The 24,850-nt window shown below is 64.1% G+C and carries 27 protein-coding genes and 2 tRNA genes; 18 read left to right on the forward strand and 11 right to left on the reverse strand.

What is annotated here, in order from left to right:
* Positions 1 to 66 precede the first annotated feature (66 nt).
* A tRNA-Tyr gene (locus tag AC0L2J_RS08120) sits at positions 67 to 152 on the forward strand.
* A gap of 121 nt (positions 153 to 273) precedes the next feature.
* Here AC0L2J_RS08120 and AC0L2J_RS08125 read toward each other — a convergent pair.
* The 3 genes from AC0L2J_RS08125 to AC0L2J_RS08135 form a co-directional block, all read right to left on the reverse strand.
* Positions 274 to 1,305 (reverse strand): LLM class flavin-dependent oxidoreductase, encoded by a 1,032-nt coding sequence (locus tag AC0L2J_RS08125; protein WP_473388475.1) that lies wholly within the window; start codon positions 1,303 to 1,305, stop codon positions 274 to 276.
* 94 nt (positions 1,306 to 1,399) lie between these two features.
* Positions 1,400 to 3,457: an ATP-dependent helicase gene (locus tag AC0L2J_RS08130; RefSeq protein ID WP_473388479.1), complete on the reverse strand. Its 2,058-nt coding sequence runs from the start codon at positions 3,455 to 3,457 to the stop codon at positions 1,400 to 1,402.
* Between the two features lie 215 nt (positions 3,458 to 3,672).
* Complete coding sequence (locus tag AC0L2J_RS08135) at positions 3,673 to 4,059, reverse strand: YciI family protein (protein WP_007611703.1); 387 nt, start codon at positions 4,057 to 4,059, stop codon at positions 3,673 to 3,675.
* Between the two features lie 198 nt (positions 4,060 to 4,257).
* Between AC0L2J_RS08135 and AC0L2J_RS08140 the strand changes: the two genes are divergently transcribed.
* Both AC0L2J_RS08140 and AC0L2J_RS08145 read left to right on the forward strand, forming a co-directional pair.
* Positions 4,258 to 4,449: a hypothetical protein gene (locus AC0L2J_RS08140; protein ID WP_007611702.1), complete on the forward strand. Its 192-nt coding sequence runs from the start codon at positions 4,258 to 4,260 to the stop codon at positions 4,447 to 4,449.
* A gap of 29 nt (positions 4,450 to 4,478) precedes the next feature.
* A complete protein-coding gene (locus tag AC0L2J_RS08145) occupies positions 4,479 to 4,682 on the forward strand; it encodes a hypothetical protein (protein ID WP_007611701.1) in 204 nt (67 codons plus the stop codon).
* A gap of 7 nt (positions 4,683 to 4,689) precedes the next feature.
* Here the strand turns inward: AC0L2J_RS08145 and AC0L2J_RS08150 are convergent, their stop codons facing one another.
* Positions 4,690 to 5,403 (reverse strand): substrate-binding periplasmic protein, encoded by a 714-nt coding sequence (locus AC0L2J_RS08150; RefSeq protein WP_473388487.1) that lies wholly within the window; start codon positions 5,401 to 5,403, stop codon positions 4,690 to 4,692.
* Between the two features lie 355 nt (positions 5,404 to 5,758).
* Between AC0L2J_RS08150 and AC0L2J_RS08155 the strand changes: the two genes are divergently transcribed.
* The 3 genes from AC0L2J_RS08155 to AC0L2J_RS08165 all read left to right on the forward strand — a co-directional run bounded on the left by AC0L2J_RS08155 (position 5,759) and on the right by AC0L2J_RS08165 (position 8,836).
* Positions 5,759 to 8,182 (forward strand): ATP-binding protein, encoded by a 2,424-nt coding sequence (locus tag AC0L2J_RS08155; protein WP_473388491.1) that lies wholly within the window; start codon positions 5,759 to 5,761, stop codon positions 8,180 to 8,182.
* Between the two features lie 355 nt (positions 8,183 to 8,537).
* Positions 8,538 to 8,611, forward strand: a tRNA-Gly gene (locus AC0L2J_RS08160).
* Positions 8,612 to 8,620: 9 nt separating this feature from the next.
* Positions 8,621 to 8,836, forward strand: coding sequence for a DUF2934 domain-containing protein (locus AC0L2J_RS08165; RefSeq protein ID WP_157234091.1), 216 nt, complete (start codon positions 8,621 to 8,623; stop codon positions 8,834 to 8,836).
* 596 nt (positions 8,837 to 9,432) lie between these two features.
* Here AC0L2J_RS08165 and AC0L2J_RS08170 read toward each other — a convergent pair.
* The 4 genes from AC0L2J_RS08170 to AC0L2J_RS08185 form a co-directional block, all read right to left on the reverse strand.
* Positions 9,433 to 9,765: a hypothetical protein gene (locus AC0L2J_RS08170; protein WP_473250985.1), complete on the reverse strand. Its 333-nt coding sequence runs from the start codon at positions 9,763 to 9,765 to the stop codon at positions 9,433 to 9,435.
* A 64-nt stretch (positions 9,766 to 9,829) separates the two neighbouring features.
* A complete protein-coding gene (locus AC0L2J_RS08175; protein ID WP_007611688.1) occupies positions 9,830 to 10,093 on the reverse strand; it encodes a GlsB/YeaQ/YmgE family stress response membrane protein in 264 nt (87 codons plus the stop codon).
* A 27-nt stretch (positions 10,094 to 10,120) separates the two neighbouring features.
* The gene (locus AC0L2J_RS08180) at positions 10,121 to 10,579 is read right to left on the reverse strand and encodes a YidB family protein (protein WP_007611687.1); all 459 of its coding nucleotides are present in this window, start codon (positions 10,577 to 10,579) and stop codon (positions 10,121 to 10,123) included.
* Positions 10,580 to 10,848: 269 nt separating this feature from the next.
* Positions 10,849 to 11,712: a formate/nitrite transporter family protein gene (locus tag AC0L2J_RS08185; protein WP_473388498.1), complete on the reverse strand. Its 864-nt coding sequence runs from the start codon at positions 11,710 to 11,712 to the stop codon at positions 10,849 to 10,851.
* A 193-nt stretch (positions 11,713 to 11,905) separates the two neighbouring features.
* On the opposite strand from AC0L2J_RS08185, the gene AC0L2J_RS08190 reads away from it, so the two are divergent.
* Genes AC0L2J_RS08190 through AC0L2J_RS08205 form a run of 4 tightly spaced genes read left to right on the forward strand, consistent with a single transcriptional unit; the run spans position 11,906 to position 14,118 of the window.
* Complete coding sequence (locus AC0L2J_RS08190) at positions 11,906 to 12,358, forward strand: DUF2231 domain-containing protein (protein WP_007611685.1); 453 nt, start codon at positions 11,906 to 11,908, stop codon at positions 12,356 to 12,358.
* Entirely contained in the window at positions 12,355 to 13,689 is a 1,335-nt protein-coding gene (locus AC0L2J_RS08195; protein ID WP_007611683.1) for a PQQ-dependent sugar dehydrogenase, read from the forward strand. Before AC0L2J_RS08190 ends, AC0L2J_RS08195 begins: the two co-directional genes overlap by 4 nt.
* A gap of 18 nt (positions 13,690 to 13,707) precedes the next feature.
* A complete protein-coding gene (locus AC0L2J_RS08200; protein ID WP_007611681.1) occupies positions 13,708 to 13,911 on the forward strand; it encodes a hypothetical protein in 204 nt (67 codons plus the stop codon).
* Between the two features lie 36 nt (positions 13,912 to 13,947).
* Positions 13,948 to 14,118, forward strand: a complete 171-nt coding sequence (locus tag AC0L2J_RS08205) for a hypothetical protein (RefSeq protein WP_007611679.1) — start codon at positions 13,948 to 13,950, stop codon at positions 14,116 to 14,118.
* Between the two features lie 57 nt (positions 14,119 to 14,175).
* Here the strand turns inward: AC0L2J_RS08205 and AC0L2J_RS08210 are convergent, their stop codons facing one another.
* Entirely contained in the window at positions 14,176 to 14,559 is a 384-nt protein-coding gene (locus AC0L2J_RS08210; protein WP_473388504.1) for a type II toxin-antitoxin system VapC family toxin, read from the reverse strand.
* Positions 14,556 to 14,813 carry a type II toxin-antitoxin system Phd/YefM family antitoxin gene (locus tag AC0L2J_RS08215; RefSeq protein WP_473388509.1) on the reverse strand — a complete coding sequence of 86 codons (258 nt, stop codon included), beginning with the start codon at positions 14,811 to 14,813 and terminating at the stop codon, positions 14,556 to 14,558. The genes AC0L2J_RS08210 and AC0L2J_RS08215 overlap by 4 nt, the downstream gene beginning before the upstream one ends.
* Positions 14,814 to 15,160: 347 nt before the next feature.
* Between AC0L2J_RS08215 and AC0L2J_RS08220 the strand changes: the two genes are divergently transcribed.
* The 6 genes from AC0L2J_RS08220 to AC0L2J_RS08245 all read left to right on the forward strand — a co-directional run bounded on the left by AC0L2J_RS08220 (position 15,161) and on the right by AC0L2J_RS08245 (position 21,137).
* The gene (locus tag AC0L2J_RS08220; RefSeq protein WP_007611674.1) at positions 15,161 to 16,552 is read left to right on the forward strand and encodes an MFS transporter; all 1,392 of its coding nucleotides are present in this window, start codon (positions 15,161 to 15,163) and stop codon (positions 16,550 to 16,552) included.
* 118 nt (positions 16,553 to 16,670) lie between these two features.
* Positions 16,671 to 17,498 (forward strand): 3-oxoadipate:acetyl-CoA acetyltransferase, encoded by an 828-nt coding sequence (locus AC0L2J_RS08225; RefSeq protein ID WP_473388516.1) that lies wholly within the window; start codon positions 16,671 to 16,673, stop codon positions 17,496 to 17,498.
* 135 nt (positions 17,499 to 17,633) lie between these two features.
* Positions 17,634 to 18,839 (forward strand): MFS transporter, encoded by a 1,206-nt coding sequence (locus tag AC0L2J_RS08230; protein ID WP_473388520.1) that lies wholly within the window; start codon positions 17,634 to 17,636, stop codon positions 18,837 to 18,839.
* Between the two features lie 182 nt (positions 18,840 to 19,021).
* Positions 19,022 to 20,251 carry a CaiB/BaiF CoA transferase family protein gene (locus tag AC0L2J_RS08235; protein WP_473388523.1) on the forward strand — a complete coding sequence of 410 codons (1,230 nt, stop codon included), beginning with the start codon at positions 19,022 to 19,024 and terminating at the stop codon, positions 20,249 to 20,251.
* 157 nt (positions 20,252 to 20,408) lie between these two features.
* Positions 20,409 to 20,624 (forward strand): hypothetical protein, encoded by a 216-nt coding sequence (locus AC0L2J_RS08240; RefSeq protein WP_007602925.1) that lies wholly within the window; start codon positions 20,409 to 20,411, stop codon positions 20,622 to 20,624.
* Positions 20,625 to 20,744: 120 nt separating this feature from the next.
* Positions 20,745 to 21,137 carry a RidA family protein gene (locus AC0L2J_RS08245; protein WP_473388526.1) on the forward strand — a complete coding sequence of 131 codons (393 nt, stop codon included), beginning with the start codon at positions 20,745 to 20,747 and terminating at the stop codon, positions 21,135 to 21,137.
* Positions 21,138 to 21,312: 175 nt separating this feature from the next.
* Here AC0L2J_RS08245 and AC0L2J_RS08250 read toward each other — a convergent pair whose 3' ends face one another.
* Positions 21,313 to 21,984, reverse strand: a complete 672-nt coding sequence (locus AC0L2J_RS08250) for a TetR/AcrR family transcriptional regulator (protein ID WP_473388528.1) — start codon at positions 21,982 to 21,984, stop codon at positions 21,313 to 21,315.
* Between the two features lie 237 nt (positions 21,985 to 22,221).
* Here AC0L2J_RS08250 and AC0L2J_RS08255 point away from each other — a divergent pair, with 237 nt between their 5' ends.
* The gene (locus tag AC0L2J_RS08255; protein WP_007611657.1) at positions 22,222 to 23,457 is read left to right on the forward strand and encodes an acyl-CoA dehydrogenase family protein; all 1,236 of its coding nucleotides are present in this window, start codon (positions 22,222 to 22,224) and stop codon (positions 23,455 to 23,457) included.
* 132 nt (positions 23,458 to 23,589) lie between these two features.
* Complete coding sequence (locus AC0L2J_RS08260; RefSeq protein WP_007611655.1) at positions 23,590 to 24,648, forward strand: phosphotransferase family protein; 1,059 nt, start codon at positions 23,590 to 23,592, stop codon at positions 24,646 to 24,648.
* Positions 24,649 to 24,850 lie beyond the last annotated feature (202 nt).

Consider the following 24,850-nt stretch of genomic DNA (forward strand, 5'->3'; position numbering starts at 1 on the left):
GCCTTCACGTTCCATGGCCGTCTTCGGTCGCCGGCAAGGTCCGGCCCGATTGTGCTGCCGTCGAGCGGGGGAGTGTCCCGAGTGGCAAAGGGAGCTGACTGTAAATCAGCCGCCTTATGGCTTCGCAGGTTCGAGTCCTGCCTCCCCCACCAGCCTTCGCTCGCTTCGCGAGCTACGGCTCGGCAAGCCGGCACCGATGGTCATGGCGCGAAGTGAGCGAAGGCTGTTGCGCCGTAGCCCGGAGGGCGCAGGCGGACTGGCTCAGAGCGCAAGTCACCCCATCATCTCCCGCACCATCGGCACCACCTTCCGCCCGTAGAGCTCGATGCTCTTCATCAGCTTCCCATGCGGCAGCGGGCCCGCCGAATACTTCAGTTGAAAGCGCGAAATGCCGAGCGCCTTTGCGGTCCTGGCGATCTTGCGCGCGACTGTCTCCGGCGAGCCGACATAGAGCGAGCCGTGCTCGGCCTCGTTCACGAATTCGTCGCGGCCCATCGGCGGCCAGCCGCGTTCCTTGCCGATGCGGTCGCGCATCGCCTTGTAGTCGGGCCACAGTTCCTCGCGCGCCTGTTCGTCGGCCTCGGCGACATAGCCGGGCGAGTGCACGCCGATCGGCTGTGCCGGGCGGCCGAACTCCCTGAAGGCTCGGTGATAGAGATCGACGAAGGGCGCGAAGCGCGCGGGATCGCCGCCGATGATCGCGAGCATCAAGGGCAGGTCGTAATGCGCCGCGCGCACCACCGATTGCGGACTGCCGCCTACGCCGATCCAGGTCTTGAGCGTGCCGTTCTCGACCGGGGGATAGACCAGCTGCCCCTTCAGTGGCGGACGCAGCTTGCCTTCCCAAGTCACCGGCTTCTGCGACAGCAGCGCTGCGAACAAATCGAGCTTCTCCTCGAACAGCGCTTCGTAAGCCCGCAGGTCGAAACCGAACAGTGGAAAGGACTCCGTGAACGAGCCGCGGCCGAGGATCACCTCGGCGCGCCCGTTCGAGAGCGCGTCCAGCGTGGCAAAGCGCTGGAAGACGCGGATCGGATCGTCCGAGCTCAGCACCGTCACGGCCGAGCCGAGATGGATGCGCCTGGTCCGCGACGCAATGGCGGCCAGCACGGTCTCAGGGGAGGAGATCGCGAAGTCGGCGCGGTGATGCTCGCCGAGGCCGATGAAATCGAGGCCGAGGTCGTCGGCCAGCACCGCCTCGTCGACGACGTTGCGGATCACCTGTGCGTGCGGAAGCATCGCGCCGGAGGCGTCCCTGGTGACGTCGCCAAAGGTGTCCAGTCCGAATTCGAGCGGTGCGGTCATTGCTGAGGTCTCTGCGGGAGGATCGATCGCATTTAAGGGACCGCAGCCGCGCGACAAGGTGGCTTTCGGAAATGCTCGGTTTCCGTTTGTCGGCCTACCGCCACATCCCGCGCATCCGCGCGCCGATGTCGACCTTTGGCCCTTGCGCGGCAGTGCGCGCTGAGCTTGCGCCGGCCTTTGGCCAGGCTGTGCGCTCGAACAGATAGACGAGCGGCTCCGGGATGAAGCGGGTGCGCGAGGCGTAGACGTGGCGGTCGCCCTTGGCGGCCTGGCCGTGGACGAAGAAGCGCTGCGGCACCACGAGGTGCAGATCGTCCTTGGCGCGCGTCATCGCGACATAGAGCAGGCGGCGTTCCTCCTCGAGCTCGGCGCTGGTGCCGGCGCCGAGATCCGACGGCATGCAGCCGTCGACGACGTTGAGCACGAATACCGATTTCCACTCCTGGCCCTTGGCGGAGTGGATGGTGGAGAGGATCAGATAGTCCTCGTCGCGCAAGGGTGGTCCGGATTTGTCGCTGGTCGCATCCGGCGGATCGAGCGTGAGCTCGGTCAGGAATTTCTCGCGCGAGGCATAGCCGCTCGCGATCTGCTCGAGCTGCATCAGATCGGCGCGGCGCGTCTCGGAATCCTCGTGGAGTCGATCGAGATGCGGTTCGTACCAGAGCCGCACGCGTTCGAGATCGGCCGGCCATTCCGAATAGCGCAAGTTTTCGATGGTGCGGACGAAGTCGGTCCAGTCCGCGCCGGTGCGCGGCGGCACCGGGAGCTGGCCGAGCGCGGCGAGCGGATCGGAGCTCTCCGCCATCTGGTCGAGCACACGCTGTGCCGTCGCAGGTCCGATGCCCGGCAGCAGATGCAGGATGCGAAAGCCGGCGACGCGGTCGCGCGGATTCTCGGTGAAGCGCAGCAGCGCCAGCACGTCCTTGACGTGCGCGGCATCGAGGAATTTCAGCCCGCCGAATTTCACGAACGGGATGTTGCGGCGGGTCAGCTCGATCTCCAACGGGCCCGAATGCGAGGACGTCCGGAACAGCACCGCCTGGTGCTTCAAGAGCGCGCCTTGCTCGCGATTGGCCAGCACCTCCTCGACGATGTAGCGGGCCTGGTCGGCCTCGTCGTGCACGGTGACGAGCTGTGGTTTTTGCGTGCCGGCGCGGTCGGTCCAGAGGTTTTTTGTGAAGCGCTCGCGCGCCAGGCCGATGACGCCGTTGGCCGCCGCCAGCACGGGTTGCGTCGAGCGGTAGTTGCGGTCGAGCGTGATCATCTCGGCGCGCGGCGAGAAGCTCTGCGGAAAATCGAGGATATTGCGGACAGTGGCGGCGCGGAACGAATAGATCGACTGCGCGTCGTCGCCGACGACGGTGAGGCCGCGACCGTCCGGCTTCAGCGCCAGCAGGATCGAGGATTGCAGGCGGTTGGTGTCCTGATATTCGTCGACCAGCACGTGATCGAAGCGGCCGCCGATTTCTTCCGCGATCAGCGCATCGCTCATCATCTGCGACCAGTAGAGCAGGAGGTCGTCGTAATCGAGCACGTGCTGGGCCTGCTTGGCCTCGACATAGGCTGCGAACAGGCTCTTCAGCTCGGCCGCCCAGCCTGCGCACCAGGGGTAATGCGCCCCCAACACCTTCTCGATCTCCATCTCGGCATTGACGCAGCGCGAGTAGATCGACAGGCATGTGCCCTTGGCGGGAAAGCGGCTCTCCGTCTTCGACAATCCGCGCTCGTGCCGGACCAGGTTCATCAGGTCGGCGGAATCCTCGCGGTCGTGGATGGTGAAGGCAGGATCGACGCCGATCCGCTCGGCATATTCGCGCAGCAACCGTGCGCCGATGCCGTGGAACGTGCCGGCCCAGCTGAGCGCGTCGCGCATGATCGCGGCGTTGTTCTCGCCAAGCACTTTTCGGGCGATGCGCTCGACCCGGCCGGCCATCTCGGCCGCTGCGCGGCGCGAAAACGTCATCAGGAGGATGCGGCGCGGATCGCTCCCCGCGACGATCAAATGCGCGACGCGATGGGCCAGCGTATTGGTCTTGCCGGAGCCCGCACCGGCGATGACGAGCAGGGGCGCGCCCACGGTCGCACCATCGGCCACGCCATGCTCCACGGCGCGGCGTTGCTCCGCATTGAGCGTGTCCAGATATGTCGCCACGAATCGCCCCGGTGAAACAGCCAGAGTCGGCGATCCCGTTGCGAATCGCAATGCGTCTGGACGGGACCGATGTTAAGACCCAGGGACAAGACGGCCCAAGGTTCCATTCCCAAAAAAGCGCCCCCCGGCATGACCGAGCTCAAATCCGACCAGTTCGAGATCTGATCCAGCGCTTCTATGTCGGGCCGACCGGGCCGAACAATTAGGCCTGCCGCTCATTCGCCGGAGGGCGTCGCGCCAAACCCGTCGGCCGGCACGTAAAGCTTGACCGGGCGGATTTCGTAGACCGCTGACGGATTGACCTGGCGCAGGGTCCGCGCGGCCGCGATCGCCTCCTCGTCCGTGTCGTATTCGACGAGGTGGAAGCCCAGGAGCTGCTCCTTGGTCTCGGCAAACGGGCCGTCCAGCACGACGCCCGCGCCGGGGCCACGCAAGGTGCGGGCCTTTCGGGTCTCGTCCAGGCGGGCGGCCGGGCCGAAATGCCCGCTTGCCCGGAGGGGCGCCTGAACCTCGATGACTTTGGCCACGACCGCGGCGTCCTTCTCGGGCGTCCAGGACAAGATCTCGTCTTCCACGTGATAGGCCAGGATGGCGTAAAGCATTCGTCACCTCGTTGATTCTCGCTGCGCGCGTCCGAAGGACGTATCACCACCGTCGCAGCCGACAACGGGGTCGGGGAAAATATTGCGTCGCCGGGTGGGGCGACGAAACCTTCCCGAAACCCGATTGCGGCCGAAAGGTGTGAACGCCGCCCGAAATCGACGCGACTGATTGCCACCAAGAACACTTCGGAGGCGGCCATGTCGACCATCAAGATCATCTGCAAGATCATCTGCGACGCGCGTCGGGCGGGAAAGTCGGATGGTGCGGATCTGCACGACCAGAGCGGCCACCATCGCTATTACGGCAGCTCGGCCGAGAGCGGCGGCGAGCGCATCGTCGAGAGCCGGCGCGGCAAGCGGCCGCGTGCAATGAGCGTTTGCGGCTTCTAAGCCCGACGCTTGCAAAACAGCCTGCGACAATGAGCGTCGTGCAGATATCGATCGCCGCGATACCGTTCCTGCTCTCGCTCGCGAGCAGGTCCGGCAAGGCGATCGCGCCATGCCTGCTTGCGGGCATCTTCACCGTGCTTCTCGGCAGCGAGCCGCCGCGGGCGGCCATGGCCTGGTGCGTCGGGCTGTTGATCGCGGCGGTTGCGGTGCGGGAGCGGACTCGCGCGAACTGACCGCGTGTCACATCCCGCTCAGCACCTGCTTGATCAGCGTTTCCCGCAACCGGGCAAGTTCGCCGCTCGCCTCCATCTGCTCGATCATCCTTCCGACCTTCGGCACGAGATCGCGATGCCGCTCATGCAGATGGTGGTAGATGCTGATGCGCTCGAGGGGCGGTGAGAGCGGGTGGATCCTGGCCTGGAGATTGAGTTTCCTCACCGCAGCCAACCCGCTGAAGAGGTCGGCGACCATCACGTCGAAGCGGTCGGCATCGAGCATCTTGACCATGTTGTCGAGGCTTGTGGTCGCCGTGACCCGGGTCATGCCGCGCGTACCGGCTTCCGAAGAGCCGACGCCGCGTACGATGCCGATGCTGTAGTCCCTGATTGAATTCCAGCCGGCGACGTCGAACTGCAGTTTCGTGGTGAAGACAGCGGGCTCGATGTAATTGATCGCGGGTGTCACCTGGATCAGCGTCGGGTAGTCGCGAGACAACGTTCCGATCCGCTGGACCTCGCCGTCGACCTGGCCGGTGCTCGATAGCGCGAGCGCGCGCTTGCCGGGGACATCCTCGAATTCGAGCTTGATGTTCAGCCGGGCATAGACCGCGCGGAGCATCTCGCCGCCGACATATTGATCGGGGATATCGGCGATGCGTGCCAGCCGGATGACCTCTTGCGCCTGCGACGGGCCTGCCGCGAGCAGCAACAGGCAGACCACGACTATCCGCCTCATGAGGCATCTCCCTGGCCATGCCTTCGGCGTGCCCTGCTACCATCCGATGCCGCGCGATTTACCGCAGATGGCAGCTGCACCGGTCCGCAACGTTTGCAGCGCGTTCCCGTTGTGCGGGCGGCTCCGGACTTTCACCGATGTCATTCTAGCACGCGAGGTGGTAGTTTGCCGGGGAATCCTGCTGCTGGGCGCAAGATATGACCCCGTCGAACTCAGGCCGCCCAAGGGCCGACAGGATCAAGGGCCGACAGGATCGCCACGCGTATCGCCTCTGAGGCAGCGCCTCACCGTACACTTTGCTCGCGGCTGCGACCGGTAGGCTGAGCAGGCGCCGCCATTTTCGGGGACGTGGTGCATGGGCAACGCAGGTGACGATGATATCAAGCGCGCCCGCGCCATTACGCCGGTGGCTGCGAAGCAGGATTTGACCAGCATTGGTGCAGCGCTCGCGCCTCCGATGTTCGGGGCGCTCCTGGCGCGGATCTTCAACTGGTCGCGCAGCGGCGTCGGGCCCCGGCTGCTTGCCGCCGTGCTGCTGTTCTCATCGGTCGTGACGCTGACCCTGACCGCGCTCCAGCTCTATCTGGATTACAATCGCGAGGTCGGACTGATCGAGACGCGGCTGGACGAGATCGGCAGCAGCACCGCGGGCAGCCTCGGAGAGAGCCTATGGAATCTCGACCAGAACCAGCTCAAGCTCCAGCTCGACGGCATTTTGCGGCTGCCTGACGTCCGCGCGGCGGAGGTCCGCGAGATCGCCGATCGGCCCGATCCGATCCGTGTCGAAGTCGGCGAGCGAAACACCCGTTCGATCATGACCCGGGAATTTCCGCTGACCACCATGGTGCAGGGGACCTCGCGCACCATCGGCACGCTCCGGGTCGAGGCGACGCTGACCGACGTCTATCAGCACTTGCTGAACAGGGCCCTCGTCATCCTGGCGAGCCAGGCGGCAAAGACGTTCCTCGTCTCGTTGTTCATCATCTACATGTTTCATCTGCTGGTGACGCGGCATCTCGGCTCCATCGCCGAGTACGTCGGCAAATATAGCCTCGGACGGCCGCCGCCGCCGCTGCGCCTGGAGCGCCGGCCGCCTGACGAGGCCGACGAGCTGGACAAGGTGGTCGTTGCTTTCAACGCGATGTGCGCCAACCTCGAACACGCCTATGGCGAGTTGCGCGAGGCCAATGGGAATCTCGAGCGTGACCTGAAGATCCGGCGGCACGCCGAGGAGAACGCCCGCGCGAGCGAGCAGCGCTTCCGTGATTATGCCGAGACCGCATCCGACTGGTTCTGGGAGACCGGCCCGGATCACGTGTTCACCTACATTTCAGATCGGGCCGATGCTTTCGGCATGGACCCGAGGGCGCTGATCGGGAGACGCCGTTCAGATGCCGCCTTCGACCGCGATGCCGAGCCGCAGAAATGGCGCGGTCACCTGGCGACGCTGGATCGCCACGAGCCGTTCCGGAAGTTCGAGTATCGCGGCCGCGATGCGGCTGGCCGCGCGCGTCATTTCAGCGTCAACGGCCAGCCGGTGTTCGGCGCCGACGGACGCTTCATGGGGTATCGTGGTTCGGCCACCGATCTGACCGAGCAGCACGAGACGGAGGAGCGGCTTCGCCAGTCGCAGAAGATGGATGCGATCGGCCAGCTCACCGGTGGCGTCGCGCATGACTTCAACAACGTGCTCACTGTCATCACCGGCACTATCGAGATCATCCGGGAGGGGCTGGCGGACAAGCCCGACCTCGCCGCGATCGCGCAGCTGATCGACGATGCGGCGACGCGAGGCGCGGAGATCACCTCGCAACTCTTGACCTTTGCGCGTCGCCAGCCGCTGGAGCCGCGCGAGATCGACGTCAACGGCCTCGTGCTCGAGACGGCGAAGCTGTTGAAGCCGATCCTGGGCGGAAACATCGAAATCGTGACCCGCCTCGCGGACAACGCCTGGCCGGCGATGGCCGATCCGTCGCAGCTGTCGTCGGCGATCATCAATCTCGCCGTCAACGCGCGCGATGCGATGCCTCGCGGCGGCACGCTGACGCTCGAGACCGCAAACCGCGAATTCGACGGCGCGGATGGTGCTGGTGACGGCGACGCCGCGCGCGGCGCCTTCATCATGGTCGCGGTGGCCGACACCGGCCATGGCATCCCCGCCGACATCCGCGACCGCGTGTTCGAGCCGTTCTTCACCACCAAAGGGGTCGGTCGCGGCACCGGGCTCGGCCTCAGCATGGTCTACGGCTTCGCCAAGCAGAGCGGCGGCAGCGTTGCGATCGAGAGTGAGGAAGGCCACGGCACCGTGATTCGGTTGTTTCTGCCGCGATCAGCTGGCGGAGCGCAGGCGAGGACCGGGGCGCTGCAGGCGCCCGCGGCGGCACGCGGGCACGAGACGATTCTCGTCGTCGAGGACGATCCGCTGGTGCAGGGCTATGTCATCGCCCAGCTCGGCAGCCTCGGCTATCGCACCCTCGCAGCCGGCGACGGCGCAACCGCGCTTGCGCTGGTGCAGCAGGGCGCCCAATTCGATCTGCTGTTCACCGACATCATCATGCCCGGCGGCATGAACGGACAGGAGCTGGCCGAGGCCGTGCGGCGCCTCCGCCCGGGGATGAGGGTGCTCTATACGTCGGGCTATACCGACCACGCCCTCGACCACGAGGGTCATCTCGGTTCCGGCGTTGCGTTGCTGAGGAAGCCGTACCGGAAGGCGGACCTGTCACTGAGGGTCCGCGAGGTGCTCGCCGACGAAACGCCCCCTGAGCAGCAGGCGTGATACCAACGAAAAAGGCGCGGCGGGGAGGCCCCGTCGCGCCCGATTTCTTGCTCGCTGGTCCAGGGCTGAGAGCGCCCCGATGCCAAGCCTTTATTCAAAGCTTAGCGGGCGATCCCAGCGAGGTGACAGCGCTTGGTAAAAGACACTGGATCACCTCCTTTCGTTGGTTGCGGAAGACATCAATATAGGCGGCAATTCCGGTGTTGTTAAGGGGAGGCGGGGCGGGAGGAACCAGCGGCTGTTCGTAAGGTCGGGAAGGCGCTGGAAAGCCGTCTCTTGGGCAGTTGATCCTGTCTCGGGCCGTTGATCCTGGGCAGTTGAGACCGCCGCCCGGCCGTGTTAGGGAGCCCCTGTCGCGGGTGTAGCTCAATGGTAGAGCAGCAGCCTTCCAAGCTGAATACGAGGGTTCGATTCCCTTCACCCGCTCCAATGCTTTCAATGTCCGGCCCGAAGACATGGGTGCTGTGGCTTGAAAACGGCTGTGAGCACGGTGAGGCCGAGATGCATTGGCTAAATGCTCAGCGCGAGGTCCTTGCAGCTGCGCTCGGAGGTGTGGCTCGTGTGTCGAATACCGCGAGCGGTGAGTTGAAGGCCAAGGCGAGCGCTCCCCGGAAAAAGCGGCGAGCTGCCTGGCCCAACGCCTCTTGGCCGTAGCGTCCGGCGCCGAGCGAAGGCAACCACGAGCTCAATTGGTTCGGTCGCTGGACCTGGCCTTCCTGGGTGAAGCTACACCTCGCTCCCGGTGGGACTTCGCAGGACCTTCAGGCTCGATCCCGTTCTGTTGGTCGAACTTCCTGATCCATGACTGAACGTAGCCCGGATCGTCCGGACAAAGCTGCTCAAGTAAACGAAGGTTCTGCGCTCAGAATTCCACTAGGGTTTTCGGCAATTGTGCCTCCTCAAAACCCTGCCCATATCTAGGCTGCTGCATCGGGAAAAAGTGGTCAAGCCAAAAGGGCGCTTGAAAAGTTCGGTGCGTTGATGCAGCGCCGACAGCGAAAACCCGGCCCGGGGGAAGCGGGGCTTTCTGAAAGGGGTGAAGCTTAGGGACGCTTCGACTGTATGACGCGCGATCGGCGAAAAGGCTCAAAGCTAAAAAGCGAACCACGCCAATACTGCAATGATCGGGATGATTACCACGCCCACAAGCACCAAGGGTGCAGGTTCATTGCCCGTCCTGTCGCTCATGCTGATCTCCTCAAAAAGTGCCGGGTTAGCGGCGTTGCCAAGGGGCTCTTAAGGGCTCAACGTCACGTTTTCGGACTTGGCTGCGGCGCAGGTGTGGCTTGCGGAGAAGGTGTCGGATTGCTCGGCTGCTGAGGCGCTGCGGCCTCGCCGCCTGCGTGAGGAACGCACGTACCGATGTTGCTGAGCAGCCGTTTGGCCTGGAGGTCGCGCACCTTTGAGTATTCGCGTCGTCGTTCGATATTGGCCGCGGCCCATCGGTCCCAGGCCTCGAAAGCGTCCGTATAGTGCTTTCGCATCTGCTCCTCGGCGGCAAGGCAATCGGCAAACTTGTCGAAAACCAGGTCGGTATTGACCGGGGTCATGCCTCCTACCAGGACAACGAGCATCCATTTCATCGTGCCGATCGCCTTTCGCGCCGGGCGAATTCTCCGCTAACGCGAAGAATTCCGTTCGCGGTGGTTAGATGGCCCTGCGGCTGCGACCGGCCACAAAACCGTAGACGAGAAGCACGATGATGGCGCCTACCACTGCCCCCACCAGCCCCGCGCCTTCTCCGGGCCGATACCAGCCCAGAGATTGGCCAAGATAAGTCGCAACGAACGCACCCACTATCCCCAGGATCGTGGTGAGGATGAAACCCGAGGGCTCGTTGTCGCCGGGCATGATGAACTTCGCGATGACGCCTGCGATGAAACCGATGATGATCGTCCAGATAATGCTCATGTCTCTCCCTCGAGGCTTGCGATAGTGTTATCCCGCCGATTGCGCCGGGAGACGTCCGTCAGGCGTGTATTTGTCCACGGCCGTCGGAAGTTCGCGAGACAAGCGGTTGAGGATCTCCTGCTGCGACAGGCCGGTCTGCTGCTCCAGCTTTTGAAGAACGTCCGGACCGATAGCCTGCTGGAGTTCGGGCGGGGTGACTTCGCGGTTTGGCCCCTGATTGATCCAGGATTGAGCCGCATCGCCTTGTCCGTTCTGCTTGAAGTGCTCGAGCAACTCGCCGATCCCGCCATTCAGCAGCGAACCCACGCCACCGCCTCCCACAAGGCCGCCAAGATTGCCGAGCATGCCGCTCAGGGAATCCTTGGCACCCGCCGGCTGACCGGAGGTCGCATTGCGAAACATGTCGGCGAGCTTGTCCCGATTTTGATAACCGGCGATCGCGAGCATACCCAAGAGGGCGGTCATCGATGGCATTCCGCGACTCATTTCCGGCTCCTGAGTTCGATGATGGCAATCGTGCGCAAGAAATCGCGGCCCCGCCTTGTGCTGGCCGCCGCATCATTCATCGCCCACAACATACGTGGGCCTGGGAAGTTCCACGTTTCCCCAGGACCACGTTTCCCCAGAACGGTCAGTCATTGCCAGTCCCGAACAAGTGATGCATCTCGCTTGACCGACTTCGCACGTTGATTTGCTGAGGCAAGCTCGGCTCGCACCCATCGTTCCTGTCGAGGCGGCAGCTTTGTGCAGGCTCTTTATTCCCTGTGATCGTCGATCTCGGGGGCGACCTGTCCGTAGTTCAGCAGGGCGACGAGGGTCGTTCCGCCCACAATATTGCCGAGGAGCGTCGGTACGAAGAAATCCGAGGCATATTGTGAGAGCGACGCCCGGCCGCTCTGCACCAGGAAGGCGCACTCGACCGAGCCCGCGATGATGTGCGCGAACTGGCCGAGCGCGACCACATAGGTCATCACGATAATGATGTGCGCGCGCGATCCCTTCGTGGCCGGAAGAAGCCACGCCATCAAGGCGATCAGCCAGCCGGCAAAGATCGCCCGGACGAGGGTTGTCGCGAACGTGCCCTCGATGGTGTGGCGGCTGAGATCGACGAAGGCGTCCACGATGCGCGGTTCGAAGATGCTGGTGTGAGCGAGCACGGATCCGACGGCCCAGGTTCCCAAAATGTTGGAGGCGAGGACCAGGCCCCACAGTTTGATCACGCTTCCGAGCGTGCCGAGATCTCTGTTGTGCAATAGCGGCAGGATCGGTGTCAGCGTGTTCTCGGTGAAGAGCTGCTGCCGTCCCAGCACGACGACCAGGAAACCGACCGTGTAGCCGAGCGGCGCCACCAGGCGCCGGGTGGCCTCGTCGGAGATCAGCCCGTGAAACTCGCCCTGGACGATCAGGGACAATCCCATCGAAAGGCCGGCGGCGAGGCCGGACAGCACGATGGCCCACCACCGCCGCTCCAGTTCCTGCTCACCCTCGGCACGGATCGTCTCGTGAATGAGTGCGGCGTTCGGCCGGCTTTGAGATTCGATCTGTTTCGTCTGCCGCCGCGAGACGCCGTCGAGCTTCGAGGCTGGATTGAAGGAGGCGCCGTCGCCAGGCTGGTCCACTCCGCGCTCTCCTGAAGGACAGGTTCATCTCAAGGCCCGGATCAAGGCCCGGAGCGGCAAGGGGTTCCTCGTGAGTGCTTCGACGCCGCAGCGCTGTTGAGGCACAGCGGCGCCGTGGTCGACCATCAGGAACCTTCGTGGAAAGCGGGTGTTTTCCACCGGGGAGGGGCGGCGATCTGACAAGAGGCCAATCGTGCAACAAGACGTGCGCGTGCGCTCGACCGCACAAATCGCGGGCCATCCGATTCATCCGATGCTGGTGCCGATACCGATCGCTTGCTTCATCGGGGCGCTGCTGACCGACATCGCCTATGTCGTCAGTACCGAGATCATGTGGGCGGATTTTTCCGCCTGGCTTCTGGTCGTCGGCGTCATCTTCGGCGTACTGGCCGCCATTGCCGGCCTGACCGATTTTCTCGGCAACCGCCTGGTGCGGACGCAGCCGCCGGCCTGGCCACATCTGATCGGCAACGCGCTGGCGCTGGTCCTGGCGATCGTCAATGCGTTGATCCACACGCGCGATGCCTGGACCTCGGTGTGGCCGACCGGGCTCATTCTTTCTGCCATCACCGTCTTGATCCTGCCGGTCACCGGCTGGCTCGGCTGGGCGATGGTGTACCGCCACGGTGTAGGAGTTGCGCGATGAACTCCGCAATCGCTCGCGCACTGTTGTGCGCTTCGCTGCTGTGTCTCGCCGGCTGCAATGACGGCAGCGGCGATCCGAAGGCGCAAACCGGCGCCAACCCGACGCTGCCCGACATCCAGCAATATTTGCTGCCGCCGATGCACATCGCCCGCATCGTCGGCTGGAAAAAGGACGAGACCCCGGCAGTTGCGCAGGGCTTGCAGGCCAGGGCCTTCGCGACCGGCTTGCAGCACCCCCGATTTCTCTACGTGCTGCCCAACGGCGACGTGCTGGTGGTGGAATCCAAGGCGCCGAAGGGCGCTCCGATCAAGCGGCCCAAGGAAATCGTGATGGGATACATCGAGTCCTGGGCGACATCAGGCGGCGACACCGGCGAGAGCAACCGCATCACGCTGCTGCGCGACAGCAACGGGGACGGCGTCCCGGACACGCAAAGCGTCTTCCTCGACCATCTCAACTCGCCGTTCGGCGTCGCGCTGGTCGGCAATGATCTCTATGTCGCCAACACCGATGCGATCGTCAGATATCCCTACACCGAAGGCGATACGAAGATCACCGCGCCCGGCACGGTGCTGACGCAGCTGCCGGGCGGACCGATCGACCATCATTGGACCAAGAGCCTGGTCGCGAGCCCCGACGGTTCAAAGCTCTATGCCGGCGTCGGCTCCAACAGCAACATCACCGAGAACGGCATGGAGGCCGAGCACAATCGCGCCGCCATCCTCGAGATCGACCGTGCCAGTGGCCGCTGGCGCATCTTCGCAAGCGGCTTGCGCAATCCCAACGGTCTCAGCTTCGAGCCGCAGACCGGGGCGCTGTGGACGGTGGTGAACGAGCGCGACGAACTCGGTCCCGATCTCGTGCCGGACTACATGACGTCGGTGAAGGACGGCGGCTTCTTTGGCTGGCCCTACAGCTATTACGGCCAGCATGTCGATCCCCGCGTCAAGCCGCAGCGTCCTGATCTCGTCGCCAAGGCGATCGTGCCTGACTACGCGCTGAGCTCGCATGTCGCGCCGCTTGGAATGGCCTTCAACACAAGCGCGAGTTTGCCGGCCGCCTATCGCGGCGGCGCCTTCGTCGGCGAGCACGGCAGTTGGAACAGGCAGGTCTTGAACGGCTACAAGGTGGTGTTCGTGCCGTTCACGGATGGCAAGCCGAGCGGCCCGCCGCAGGATGTCGTCACCGGCTTCCTCAACAGCGACAACCAGGCGCGCGGGCGGCCCGTCGGCGTCGCCATCGACAAGACCGGCGCGCTGCTGGTCGCCGATGACAGCGGCAACACGGTGTGGCGGGTGACGGCGGCGCACCCGCAGCTCACGCAGCGATAGATCTGGAGGAGTTACACCATGGGCCTTGCTCAATACACGATCGTGCCCGTGCAGGACGAATGGGGCGTGCTGCACGACGGCGACGTCAAGAACAGATACTCCACCAAGGAAGCCGCGTTCGAATCGGCGGTGGCCGCCGCCTCGCTGGCGCTTCGCGAGGGACACGAAGTCCATGTCAGCGTGCCCGGCCGCGAAGCCGGCGAGAACGCGCTGGGAATTTGATGGGACACTCCGAGCAGAACACTTCAGGAGGCTGCGATGACCAAGCCCCGTGAGCCGAACGGTATTGAGCCCTCCCGCTCCGAAGACGACATTCAGCGCGACCAGCTCGGCCCGCGCGGCGTGCCGAATGCGCCGGATCCGGCCAAGATGACACCTCAACGCGACAAGAAAACCCCGAAGCAGGTCGATCCCGGCCATACAGCCTGACGGCTGCCCCGCGGCTTTTCTGTTCGGCCGGTAGGTCGCCGCCCGGCAGTCGTCGACTTACGCCGCCGCAACGATATCCGTCTTGGCAAAGTCGTCGCCGACGTAAAGAAGTGCGCAGCCATTCTCCTTGGCGACATCGTAGGCGAAGCAATCACCAAAGTTGAGACCGGCGGGACGAATGCCTTTGCCCCAACGCGAGTAGATCTGCGCCACGCGTTCGGCCGAAGTTTGGGTCACCGAGATTACGTTCAAACCGAGATCGTTGATCAGCCTGTTCATCTCTTCGTCGACGCCCCGCCGTGCCGCGACGATCAGGCTTTCCGCAACGGAGGCGGCCGAGATCAGGATTTCGTCGGCGGTCTCCAGCGCGGTGATGCAAGCATCGGCTTGCGGTTCGTCGAGCACGATCGCCATGAGCGCGGAAGTGTCGACTGCGATCATTCCGGCAGTCCGTCATCGCCGAAAAGAAAGTCCTGACTGCGCGCGGCGGTCGGTCCGGGGTTAGCTTTGGCCCCCCCGGTCCTTCGCGCCGCCTCGAGCACGGTCCGGCGGGCGGCGCGGTCCGGCGCAAGCTTGACCGGGACGAGCCGCACCGCGGGATGTCCATGCCGCGTCAGGATCACCTCGTCGCCGGCCTCTGCGCGGCGGACAAGATCGGTCAATTGTCCTTTTGCGTCGGTGACGGAGACCCGCATCTCATTGTCCTTCCTCAATTTTCATAAAATGGACCATGCAATGGTCCAATGTCAACCGCGGCCCACCCGCCATCGTCGGAGGCGATCTCGCGGCCGATCTCGGCATGAGCCTGCCGGCGGTGTTGGCCGGGACGTGGGGTCTCGCGCGCAAATAACATCAGGTTAGGTTTGTCGCATAACAGGGTAATTGTGTTAGCCCGGCGAAAGCCTATCGTCGCCACCAAGCAGACACCCATCGGTAGTGACAAGCGCTCGCGAAACTCCGCAGAGCGGCCGGAGAGTGCTGCCCAATTTTGAGCGAAGCCCGTCAACGGGACGTCAGCAAAACCCAAGGGAGGAATCTTGAGATGACCGCGATCCATCAGATGAGTCAGTCCAGGAAAGCCGCTGCCAGCGGCTGGATCGGGTCGGCTCTCGAATATTATGACTTCTTCATCTACGCGACCGCCGCGTCGCTGATCTTCCCGCAAATCTTCTTCCCGTCGGAGAACCCCACCGTCGCGATCGTTGCATCGCTGGCGACCTATGGCGTCGGCTATGTGGCTCGTCCGATCGGTGCCTTCGTGCTCGGACATTGGGGCGACACCCATGGCCGCAAGACGGTTCTCATCATCTGCATGTTCCTGATGGGCATCTCGACCATGGCGGTCGGTATCCTGCCGACCTATCAGCAGGTCGGCATGCTTGCCCCGATCCTGCTCGTCATTCTGCGCCTCGTGCAGGGATTTGCCGTTGCCGGCGAAATCTCAGGCGCAAGCTCGATGATCTTGGAGCACGCGCCGTTCGGTCGGCGGGGCTTCTATGCCAGCTTCGCCCTTCAGGGGGTGCAGGCCGGACAGATCCTCGCCGCAGCAATATTCCTGCCCTTGGCGGCCTATATGCCGACCGAGGCCTTCAACAGCTGGGGCTGGCGGATTCCTTTCCTGCTCAGCTTCTTCGTCATCGTCGCTGGCTACATCATCCGTCGCGAAGTCGACGAGACCCCTGCTTTTGCCCGCGAGGGCGAACGGGGAGAAACGCCGCGCGCGCCCATCGTCCAGGCCATCAAGCTGAGCTGGCGCGACATGCTCAGGGTCATCTGCATGGCGCTGATGAATGTCATTCCTGTCGTTGCGACCATCTTCGGCGCGGCCTATGCGGTGCAGCCGGCTTACGGGATCGGTTTTGCTAAGGACGTCTATCTCTGGATCCCCGTGCTCGGAAACATGCTGGCCGTGTTCGTCATTCCCTTCGTCGGCAATCTCTCCGACAAGGTCGGCCGCAAGCCTCCGATCATCGTCGGCGCGCTTCTCTCCGGCTTGCTCGCCTTTTGCTATCTCTATGCCATCAGCATCAGGAATGTGCCGCTGGCAATATTGGTGTCGCTGCTGATGTGGGGCGTCGTCTATCAGGGCTACAACGCGATCTTCCCGAGCTTTTACCCGGAGCTGTTTCCGACCCGCACCCGCGTCTCGGCGATGGCGATATCGCAGAACATCGGAACCACCATCACCGCATTGCTTCCCGCCCTGTTTGCGACCGTCGCGCCTCCCGGCTCGACCAACATTCCGTTGACGGTGGGGGCGATTGCCTTCGCGATCACGGTCATCGCCGCGCTGGCGGCCCTGACCGCGCGGGAAACCTATCGGATCAGGATCGACGATCTCGGCAACCCCAATGCCGTTCCGATGCCGCGGGCAGATTATGACCGTCAGCGCGCCGGCGATGCGGTAAGCGGGGCTGCCGCGGTTCGGACCTGACGGTATGATAGAGGCAACTGCCGCCGCGATCGATGTTCGCGGCGGCAGGGCCTCACTGCATAGTCAGGCTGCCGATTCGAATTTGTGCGCGTGAGCGCAATCAATATGAGGTTGCAAGATGAACCCTGCTGTCATTGCCGTCGCAATCACCGGCTCCGTTCCGCGCAAGAAGGACAATCCCGCGGTCCCGATCCTGCCGTCCGAGCAGATCGAGTCGACGCACCAGGCCTTCGAAGCCGGTGCCACGCTCGCCCATATCCATGTTCGCAACGATGACGAGACGCCGTCCTCCGATCCCGAGCGTTTCGCCGTGGTGCAGGCGGGGATCAGGAAGCACTGTCCTGACATGATCGTTCAGTTCTCGACCGGCGGGCGGGGCCGCGATCCCTCGGCGCGCGGATCGTCGCTCTACCTGAAGCCGGACATGGCTTCGCTGTCCACGGGATCGGTGAACTTTCCGACCATCGTCTACGAGAACAGCGCCGCGCTGGTGGAGACTCTCGCCACCGGCATGAAGGCGAATGGCATCCGGCCGGAAATCGAGATCTTCGATCTGTCACATCTGCACGGCGCCCGCCGCCTGATCGAGGCGGGGCTGATTGACCAGCGTCCGCACGTGCAGTTCGTCATGGGCGTCAAGAACGCCATGCCCGCGGACGAGCATGTCCTCGACATCCTGCTGGGCGAACTCAGGCGGCTGATCCCGAAGGCGACGTGGACGGCCGCCGGGATCGGACGCCACCAGGCCGAGGTCATGGGCTGGGCGCTCGCGCGTGGCGCCGATGCGGTCCGCACCGGGCTCGAGGACAATATCAGGATCGACAAGGCGCGCCTCGCCGCCAGCAACGCGGAGCTCGTGGCCATCGCCAGTGAGGCTGTCGCGCGTCACGGCCGCCGCGTGGCGATTGCGGCCGAGGCGCGATCCCTGCTCGGGCTCGCAGGGTAGGAAGCTCCTGCCGCCCCCTGGCATGCTCCCGGCCGCCTGCTGCCATTCGACGGCCGGCGTTTCCGTGCGCCGAGTCTCCGGGTAAGACTGGCGTCACAGGCGTGATCGGCGCCTGGCGGGCAGGCGACGGTTGGAATGCGGTTTTTGAAATCTGACAGCAGGCTCATCGGGGTCCTGCTGGTGCTCGCGGTCTCCCAGCTTGTCGGGTGGGGTACGATAGGTCTTCCCGCCATCGTCGGACGCGATCTCGCGGCCGATCTCGGCATGAGCTTGCCGGCGGTGTTCGCCGGGACGTCCGTGCTCTATGTGTCGATGGGACTGTGCGCGCCCTGGCTCGCCAGGTCGTTTGCGCGGCACGGCGCACGAAAGGTGATGATCTCAGGCACGGTCCTCACCGTGCCGGGCTTCATCCTGCTGTCCCTCGCGCGCGAGCCGATGCTGTATTTCGTGGCCTGGATCGTCCTCGGCATTGCCGGCAGCGCCACGCTTTCGACCGGCGCCTATATCATGCTGAACGAGGTCGCCGGGAGGCAGGCCAAGAATGCCATCGGCGCGCTCATGCTGGTGACGGGCCTGTCGAGCAGCATCTTCTGGCCGACGACGTCGTTCCTCAGCGGTCAGCTCGGCTGGCGCGGGACGTGCCTCGTCTATGCGGCGATGATGATCGTCGTCAACCTTCCGCTCTATGCATTCTTTGCACCGCGACGGAAAATCGCCGGTTATCATGGTGGTGAGTCGGTGAAGTCTTCGCCGCCGCCTGCGATTCCCAGGAGCACTTTCAGCCTCGTCGTTGCCGCGATCACGCTGAACGCCTTCGTCAATTTCGGCATCGGCGCCATCATGATCGAGTTGCTCCGGGCGGAGGGGCTTCCCCCGGCGCAGGCGCTTGCGTTCGGCTCGATGCTGGGCGTGATCCAGGTCAGCGCCCGCGGGCTGGATTTTCTCGGCGGAGGGCGGTGGGATGGAATCACGACCGGGCTCGTTGCCGGTACGGCGCTCCCGGTCGCCATGCTGCTGCTGATGACGAGCGGGGGCGCGACCTGGGCGGTTGCGGCCTTCATCCTGCTCTACGGCGCCGGCAGCGGCGCGATGGCGGTGGCGCGTGCGACGATCCCGCTCGTGTTCTACGATCAGACCGAGTTCGCCAAGGCGATGTCGATGATCGCGCTGCCGCTCAATCTTGCCTCCGCAGTCTCGCCGCCGCTCCTTGTCGGCCTGCTCACCCAGTTCGGCAGCCGCGGCGCGCTCGGTCTTACCTTCGTCTGCTCCTGCGCCACGGTGCTGATCCTGGTCCTGCTCGGCCGCCGGCGTCCGCAGGTGGCTGCGGCGGCAGTGACCTGAGAATATTCGCGCTGCGGAAATTCACCGCGCGGATGACCTGCGCCGGGCGGGCAGGGGGATAGCCGTATGCCCCCAGTGCAGTGCTCGGGCCGCCAAAATAGTGTATCCGCAGGAAGCGCGGCCCGCGATCTCGCCGCCGCGCCAAGATCAGCTCCAAGATCCAGTTCCCGGAGGAATTCGACATGTCGGCCCTGCCGCTATCAGGCATCAAGATCCTTGACCTCACCCGCGTGCTTGCCGGGCCCTTGTCGGCCCAGATGCTGGGCGATCTCGGCGCGGAGGTGATCAAGATCGAGCGGCCGGGCACCGGTGACGACGCGCGCGCCTTTGGCCCGCCCTATCTGACCGACCCTGATGGCAAGGCCAACAACAACAACTCGTTTTACCTCTGCGCCAACCGCAACAAGAAGTCGGTCACGGTCAACATCGCCAAGCCCGAAGGGCAGGCGATCATCCGCGAGCTCGCCAAGGACGTCGACGTCTTCATGGAGAACTACAAGGTCGGCGATCTCAAGCGCTACGGCCTCGACTACGAGACCATCAAGGCGATCAATCCCGGCATTATCTATTGCTCGGTGACCGGCTTCGGCCAGACCGGCCCCTATGCGCCGCGCGCCGGCTATGACGCCATCCTGCAGGCGATGGGCGGCCTGATGAGCGTCACGGGCCATATCGACGGCGAGCCCGGCGAGGGCCCGATGAAGGTCGGCCCGTCGATCGTCGACTACATGACCGGCATGAACACCTCGATCGGGATTCTCTCGGCGCTGTACCATCGCGACGCCAATGATGGCGTGGGGCAGCACATCGACGTCTGCCTGTTCGACACCGTCATCGCATCGTTGTCGCACTGGCTGCAGATCTACCTCGTCAACGGCAAGACGCCGCCGCGCCGCGGCACCTGGGGCAATGGCGGCATGCCGGCCGGCGTGTTCCGCTGCACCGACGGCGAATTGATGCTGGTGGTCGGCAATGACGGCCAGTTCCAGCGCACCTGCGCCGTGCTCGGCGCGCCCGAGCTCGCGAGCGACAAGCGCTTCGTCAAGAACAACGACCGCGTCGTGCACGGCAAGGAGATCATGGCGATCTTCGCCGGCCTGTTCCTGAAGCAGCCGGTGGCCTATTGGCTGGACAGACTGGAGGAGGCCGGCGTGCCCTCCGGCCCGATCAACAATTTCGAGCAGGTGTTTTCCGATCCGCATGTCCAGTCGCGCGGCATGCGGGTGAAGGTCGACCATCCCTTCCAGCCCGATCTCTCGCTGATCCGCAACGCGCTGAAGCTCTCGGAAACCCCGATCAAGGACTACCGCGCCCCGCCGCTGCTGGGTGAGCACACCCAGGAGGTGCTCGCCGGCAAGCTCGGCTATGATGCCGGCAAGATCGAGGCGCTGAAGCAGCAGGGCATCATCTAGCTTCGGCGGAGCGCAGATCGTGACGTCATCATGACGCTCGCGCGACCTTGCGCGAGCCTTACGCGCAATCCCCAGATAAACCCGGTCCGTAAACACACAGGCTTCCGCTTCGCGCGCGACTCAGATTCGATGACGTCATTGGGTCGGGAGAGAACGCATGTCCTACACGATCGGGTTTCAAGCCAAGAACCAGAAGGCAATTTTGGCGACCGAGGCGGCTACGGCCAATCAGGCCGTCGCGATCGTTGCCGCGTTGCGGCAAAGCGCCGACGAAATAAAGTTCATCCGCTCGCCGCAGGAAGGCGACATGGGCATCGAGATGCTGCTGCTGCTCGCCAAGGAAGAGGCCGAGGAGATGCCGCAGCACGCCTAGGCGGTTAGGCGGGCAAACTTCGATCAGAAGCGAAGCATGACGGCTGCAAGCTGATGTAGCAAGCCGTCATCTCGCTTGAACCGAAGGTGGCCGCCCATGAATCTCGAAATGAAACGCGAAATGAGACGCGAAGCGCTCCGCGTCGAACCGATTTCGACATTCCTCGATCGCCGGCAGGCGCCGGTCTCGCCGGTCACGCGCGCCGGCAACATGATCTTCGTCGCCGGCCTGCCGCCATTCGACCCCGACACGGGCGCGATCGCGGACGTGCCGATCGAACGGCAGAGCGAACTGATCATGGAGCAGATGAAGCTGTGCCTTGAGACGGCGGGCGCGAGCCTCGACAACGTCATGAAGTGCAACGTCTACTGCACCTCGACCAAACACTTCGCCGCGTTCAACGCCGTCTATGCGCGCTATTTTCCGCACGATCCGCCGGCGCGGATCTTCGTCTGCACGCCGGAATGGTTCGGCCCCTTCGACGTCGAGATCGACTGCATCGCGATGATGTGACCGCGCTTACTTACCTCGCCCGCTTGCGGGGAGAGGTCGGATCGCTCTTGCGATCCGGGTGAGGGGGTACAGGTCCCTCGACGATCTCATGCGCGGAGAGAGGCCCCTCACCCCAACCCTCTCCCCGTAAGAACGGGGCGAGGGAGCGCACCGTCGGCGTGGCGACGGTCTTTCGTCAACGCACGTCTCTCGCCAGCGCGCGCGCCGGCGGCCTGGTCTCCACCTTTCCCGCCGTCAGTGCCATCGTCGCCACGCTGACGACGCGCGCGACCACGTCCTCGACGTCGTCGAGGTCGCATTTGCCTTCCGACAGCTTTGTCAGCCGCTCGCTCTCGCGGATAGTGTGGTGCGCCATGGCGAGCGCGAAATTCAGGCCCCAGTAGATATCGACGTCGCTGCGGTCGGGCAGGGCGCGGCGCATCGCGCCGGCGAATTTCCGCAAATGGTCGATCTCGCGGTTCTTGATGCGGCGGATCGGCGGCACGGATTCGATCGAGGCGCGGATCATGAAGCGCGCCGCGCTCGAGCGCTGGTTCTCCGGGCCGAGGCAGCCGCGCAGTGTCGGGCCGACCAGGGCATGCAGGATTACCTCGATCGGCGCGCGGCCGCCGCCTTGTTCTTCCGCCGCCTTCAATTCGCGCAGACGCTCGCGGTTGGTGGCGATCGAGCGTGTGACGAACAGCTCCGCGATCAACTCGTCCTTCGAGCCGAAATGATAGTTCACCGCCGCGAGATTGACATTGGCCTCCGCGACGATGTCGCGCAGCGTCACGTCGCCGAAGCCGCGATCGGCATAGAGCCGTTCGGCGGCGGCGAGGATGGCAGTCCGGGTATGATCGCTGGCCATGGGAGCCCCTCGGGGAGGGAGTTGCAATTCAAACAGTTGTATGAAACTATCGTTTGAAGGCCGGGAAAGTCAATCCGCAATCGGGACTCGTTCGCAAATGCGCGAAGGGGTTCCGGAGCATCCGCAAGGCGCGCATTCGCACTTGCGGGTCGCACAATGCGGGTGGACAGTCCGGCGCAAAACAAGTTCGCCAAAACAAGTTCGCCAAGACGAGTTGGCAAAGACGAGGAGCGTCCCATGGATTTCGATCTGTCGCCGAAGCAGAAGGAATGGCTCGACCGCGTGCAGTCCTTCATGGCCAAGCACGTGCGCCCGGCGGTGCCGGTCTACGATGAGCAGGATCGCAGCGGCGAACGCTGGAAGGTGATCCCCGTGCTGGAAGACCTCAAGAAGAAGGCGAAGGCCGAAGGCCTCTGGAACATGTTCATGCCGCCGAACGAGCATGAGGATGACGAATTCCGCGGCGCGGGACTGACCAATCTCGAATACGCGCTGCTTTCCGAGCAGATGGGCCACATCTCCTGGGCTTCGGAAGTCTTCAACTGTTCCGCGCCCGACACCGGCAACATGGAAGTGTTCATGCGCTACGGCTCCAAGGAGCAGAAGCGCAAATGGCTGCGTCCGCTGATGGACGGCGAGATCCGCTCCGCCTTCCTGATGACGGAGCCGGCCGTAGCCTCGTCTGACGCCACCAACATCGAGACCAGCATCGTGCGCGACGGTGACCACTACGTCATCAACGGCCGCAAATGGTGGTCGTCCGGCGTCGGCGATCCCCGCTGCAAGATCGCGATCCTGATGGGCAAGACCGATTTCAAGGCGGCCAAGCACCAGCAGCAGTCGCAGATCCTGGTTCCGCTCGACACCCCCGGCATCAAGGTCGAGAAGATGCTGCCCGTGTTCGGCTTCGACGACGCGCCGCATGGCCACGCCCAGGTGCTGCTCGAGAACGTGCGGGTGCCGAAGGAGAACATCCTGCTCGGCGAAGGCCGCGGCTTCGAGATCGCGCAGGGCCGTCTCGGTCCCGGCCGCATCCATCACTGCATGCGCACCATCGGCAAGGCCGAGGAGGCGCTGGAGAAAATGGTGAAGCGGCTCACCTCGCGCACGGCGTTCGGCAAGCGGATCGTTGAGCATTCGGTGTGGGAGCAGCGCATCGGCGAGGCCCGCACCAACATCGAGATGACGCGGCTGTTGTGCCTGAAGGCCGCCGACATGATGGACAAGGTCGGCAACAAGACCGCGCAGGCCGAGATCGCCATGATCAAGGTCGCAGCCCCCAACATGGCGCTGAAGATCATCGACGAGGCGATCCAGGCTTTCGGCGGTGCAGGCGTCTCGGACGAAGCCGGCCTTGCCAAGGACTACGCTCACATCCGCACGCTCCGTCTCGCCGACGGCCCGGACGAGGTGCACAATCGCGCCATTGCCAGGCTCGAGGTTCGGAAGTATGCAAACTCTTCCAGTCATTAAGCGGGAGAGCATGCTGGCGCTCCCGATTTGAAGAAACGACAGGGCATGATCCGTGATCGGATGACCGCTTGACGCAAGTGCGCTGGGGGTTACCGATTAGGATCATGTCCGGACTGAAGAGGGAGCGTCATCGTGGCTGACGGCGTCAGGAAAGACGAAGAATTCTCGGGCACCAAGCCCGTCGAGGAGCGTCATCGTATCGACGAGATGCGGCTCGAAGCCTGGATGCGCGACAACGTCGAGGGCTATGAAGGACCGCTGGTCGTCCTGCAGTTTAGGGGTGGCCAGTCCAACCCGACCTACCGGCTCGACACGCCGAACCGCTCCTATGTGATGCGCAGGAAACCGTTCGGCAAATTGTTGCCGTCGGCGCACGCGGTCGATCGCGAATACCGGGTGATCGCGGCCCTGGGAAAGCAGGGCTTTCCGGTCGCGAAGGCCTATGCGCTGTGCCAGGACGACAGCATCATCGGTTCGGCCTTCTACATCATGTCGATGGAAGACGGCCGGGTGTTCTGGGATCCGACGCTGCCGAGCCAGACGCCGGAAGATCGTCGAAAAATCTTCACCAGCAAGATCGAGACGCTGGCAAAACTCCATATGTTCGATCCCGTCGCGATCGGTCTTGGCGACTTCGGTAAGCCGGGTAACTACTTTGCCCGGCAGATCGACCGCTGGACCAAGCAGTACCGCGCGTCCGAGACCCAGACGATTCCGGAGTTCGAGAAGGTCGCCGAATGGTTGCCGAAGACCGTTCCGGAGCAGGCGCGCGTCTCGATCGTCCACGGCGACTATCGCCTCGACAACATGATTTTCCATGCGACGGAACCGCGCGTGCAGGCGGTCCTGGACTGGGAGCTGTCGACGCTCGGCGATCCCATGGCCGACTTCACCTATCTGCTGATGCAGTGGGTCATGCCCGGCCTGGACGGTGCCGACCTCAAGGCGCTCAACATCCCGAGCGTGGAAGAGGCCGCGCAGATCTATTGCAACGTCACCAAGATGACGGTGCCTGATCTCAACTGGTATTTTGCCTACAACCTGTTCCGCCTCGCCGGCATCACGCAAGGCATCGCCGGCCGCGTCCGCGACGGCACCGCCGCGAATGCCAAGGCGCTGGAGTCAGCCAAGCGCACCGTGCCGCTGTCGAAAGCGTCTTGGGAGTATGCGCAGAAGGCGGGCGCGGTGTAGGGACGACGAAGGCGCGACTGAAGGCCGCGCCTTTTTACCTCGATCGCGCCTCTCGTGTCCCGGACGTGGTGCAGCACGAAGTGCTGCTCCGCAGACCAAGTGTTCTGGGTCCCGGCTCTGCGGAGCGGCACTTCGCGCCGCACCCCCGGCGGGGCACCCGGCCCGAATTTACCGGGGGGATAAATAAAAAGTTGGGGGGTGG

This window comes from Bradyrhizobium sp. MV1.5 (assembly GCF_055807615.1).

Bases quoted from the DNA above. Each gene is read 5' to 3' on its own strand.
- AC0L2J_RS08125 (WP_473388475.1), bottom strand. From the start codon at position 1,305: ATGACCGCACCGCTCGAATTCGGACTGGACACCTTTGGCGACGTCACC.
- AC0L2J_RS08135 (WP_007611703.1), bottom strand. From the start codon at position 4,059: ATGCTTTACGCCATCCTGGCCTATCACGTGGAAGACGAGATCTTGTCC.
- AC0L2J_RS08140 (WP_007611702.1), top strand. From the start codon at position 4,258: ATGTCGACCATCAAGATCATCTGCAAGATCATCTGCGACGCGCGTCGG.
- AC0L2J_RS08145 (WP_007611701.1), top strand. From the start codon at position 4,479: ATGAGCGTCGTGCAGATATCGATCGCCGCGATACCGTTCCTGCTCTCG.
- AC0L2J_RS08150 (WP_473388487.1), bottom strand. From the start codon at position 5,403: ATGAGGCGGATAGTCGTGGTCTGCCTGTTGCTGCTCGCGGCAGGCCCG.
- AC0L2J_RS08155 (WP_473388491.1), top strand. From the start codon at position 5,759: ATGGGCAACGCAGGTGACGATGATATCAAGCGCGCCCGCGCCATTACG.
- AC0L2J_RS08165 (WP_157234091.1), top strand. From the start codon at position 8,621: ATGTCCGGCCCGAAGACATGGGTGCTGTGGCTTGAAAACGGCTGTGAG.
- AC0L2J_RS08170 (WP_473250985.1), bottom strand. From the start codon at position 9,765: ATGAAATGGATGCTCGTTGTCCTGGTAGGAGGCATGACCCCGGTCAAT.
- AC0L2J_RS08175 (WP_007611688.1), bottom strand. From the start codon at position 10,093: ATGAGCATTATCTGGACGATCATCATCGGTTTCATCGCAGGCGTCATC.
- AC0L2J_RS08180 (WP_007611687.1), bottom strand. From the start codon at position 10,579: ATGAGTCGCGGAATGCCATCGATGACCGCCCTCTTGGGTATGCTCGCG.
- AC0L2J_RS08195 (WP_007611683.1), top strand. From the start codon at position 12,355: ATGAACTCCGCAATCGCTCGCGCACTGTTGTGCGCTTCGCTGCTGTGT.
- AC0L2J_RS08200 (WP_007611681.1), top strand. From the start codon at position 13,708: ATGGGCCTTGCTCAATACACGATCGTGCCCGTGCAGGACGAATGGGGC.
- AC0L2J_RS08205 (WP_007611679.1), top strand. From the start codon at position 13,948: ATGACCAAGCCCCGTGAGCCGAACGGTATTGAGCCCTCCCGCTCCGAA.
- AC0L2J_RS08210 (WP_473388504.1), bottom strand. From the start codon at position 14,559: ATGATCGCAGTCGACACTTCCGCGCTCATGGCGATCGTGCTCGACGAA.
- AC0L2J_RS08215 (WP_473388509.1), bottom strand. From the start codon at position 14,813: ATGCGGGTCTCCGTCACCGACGCAAAAGGACAATTGACCGATCTTGTC.
- AC0L2J_RS08220 (WP_007611674.1), top strand. From the start codon at position 15,161: ATGACCGCGATCCATCAGATGAGTCAGTCCAGGAAAGCCGCTGCCAGC.
- AC0L2J_RS08225 (WP_473388516.1), top strand. From the start codon at position 16,671: ATGAACCCTGCTGTCATTGCCGTCGCAATCACCGGCTCCGTTCCGCGC.
- AC0L2J_RS08230 (WP_473388520.1), top strand. From the start codon at position 17,634: ATGCGGTTTTTGAAATCTGACAGCAGGCTCATCGGGGTCCTGCTGGTG.
- AC0L2J_RS08235 (WP_473388523.1), top strand. From the start codon at position 19,022: ATGTCGGCCCTGCCGCTATCAGGCATCAAGATCCTTGACCTCACCCGC.
- AC0L2J_RS08240 (WP_007602925.1), top strand. From the start codon at position 20,409: ATGTCCTACACGATCGGGTTTCAAGCCAAGAACCAGAAGGCAATTTTG.
- AC0L2J_RS08245 (WP_473388526.1), top strand. From the start codon at position 20,745: ATGAGACGCGAAGCGCTCCGCGTCGAACCGATTTCGACATTCCTCGAT.
- AC0L2J_RS08250 (WP_473388528.1), bottom strand. From the start codon at position 21,984: ATGGCCAGCGATCATACCCGGACTGCCATCCTCGCCGCCGCCGAACGG.
- AC0L2J_RS08255 (WP_007611657.1), top strand. From the start codon at position 22,222: ATGGATTTCGATCTGTCGCCGAAGCAGAAGGAATGGCTCGACCGCGTG.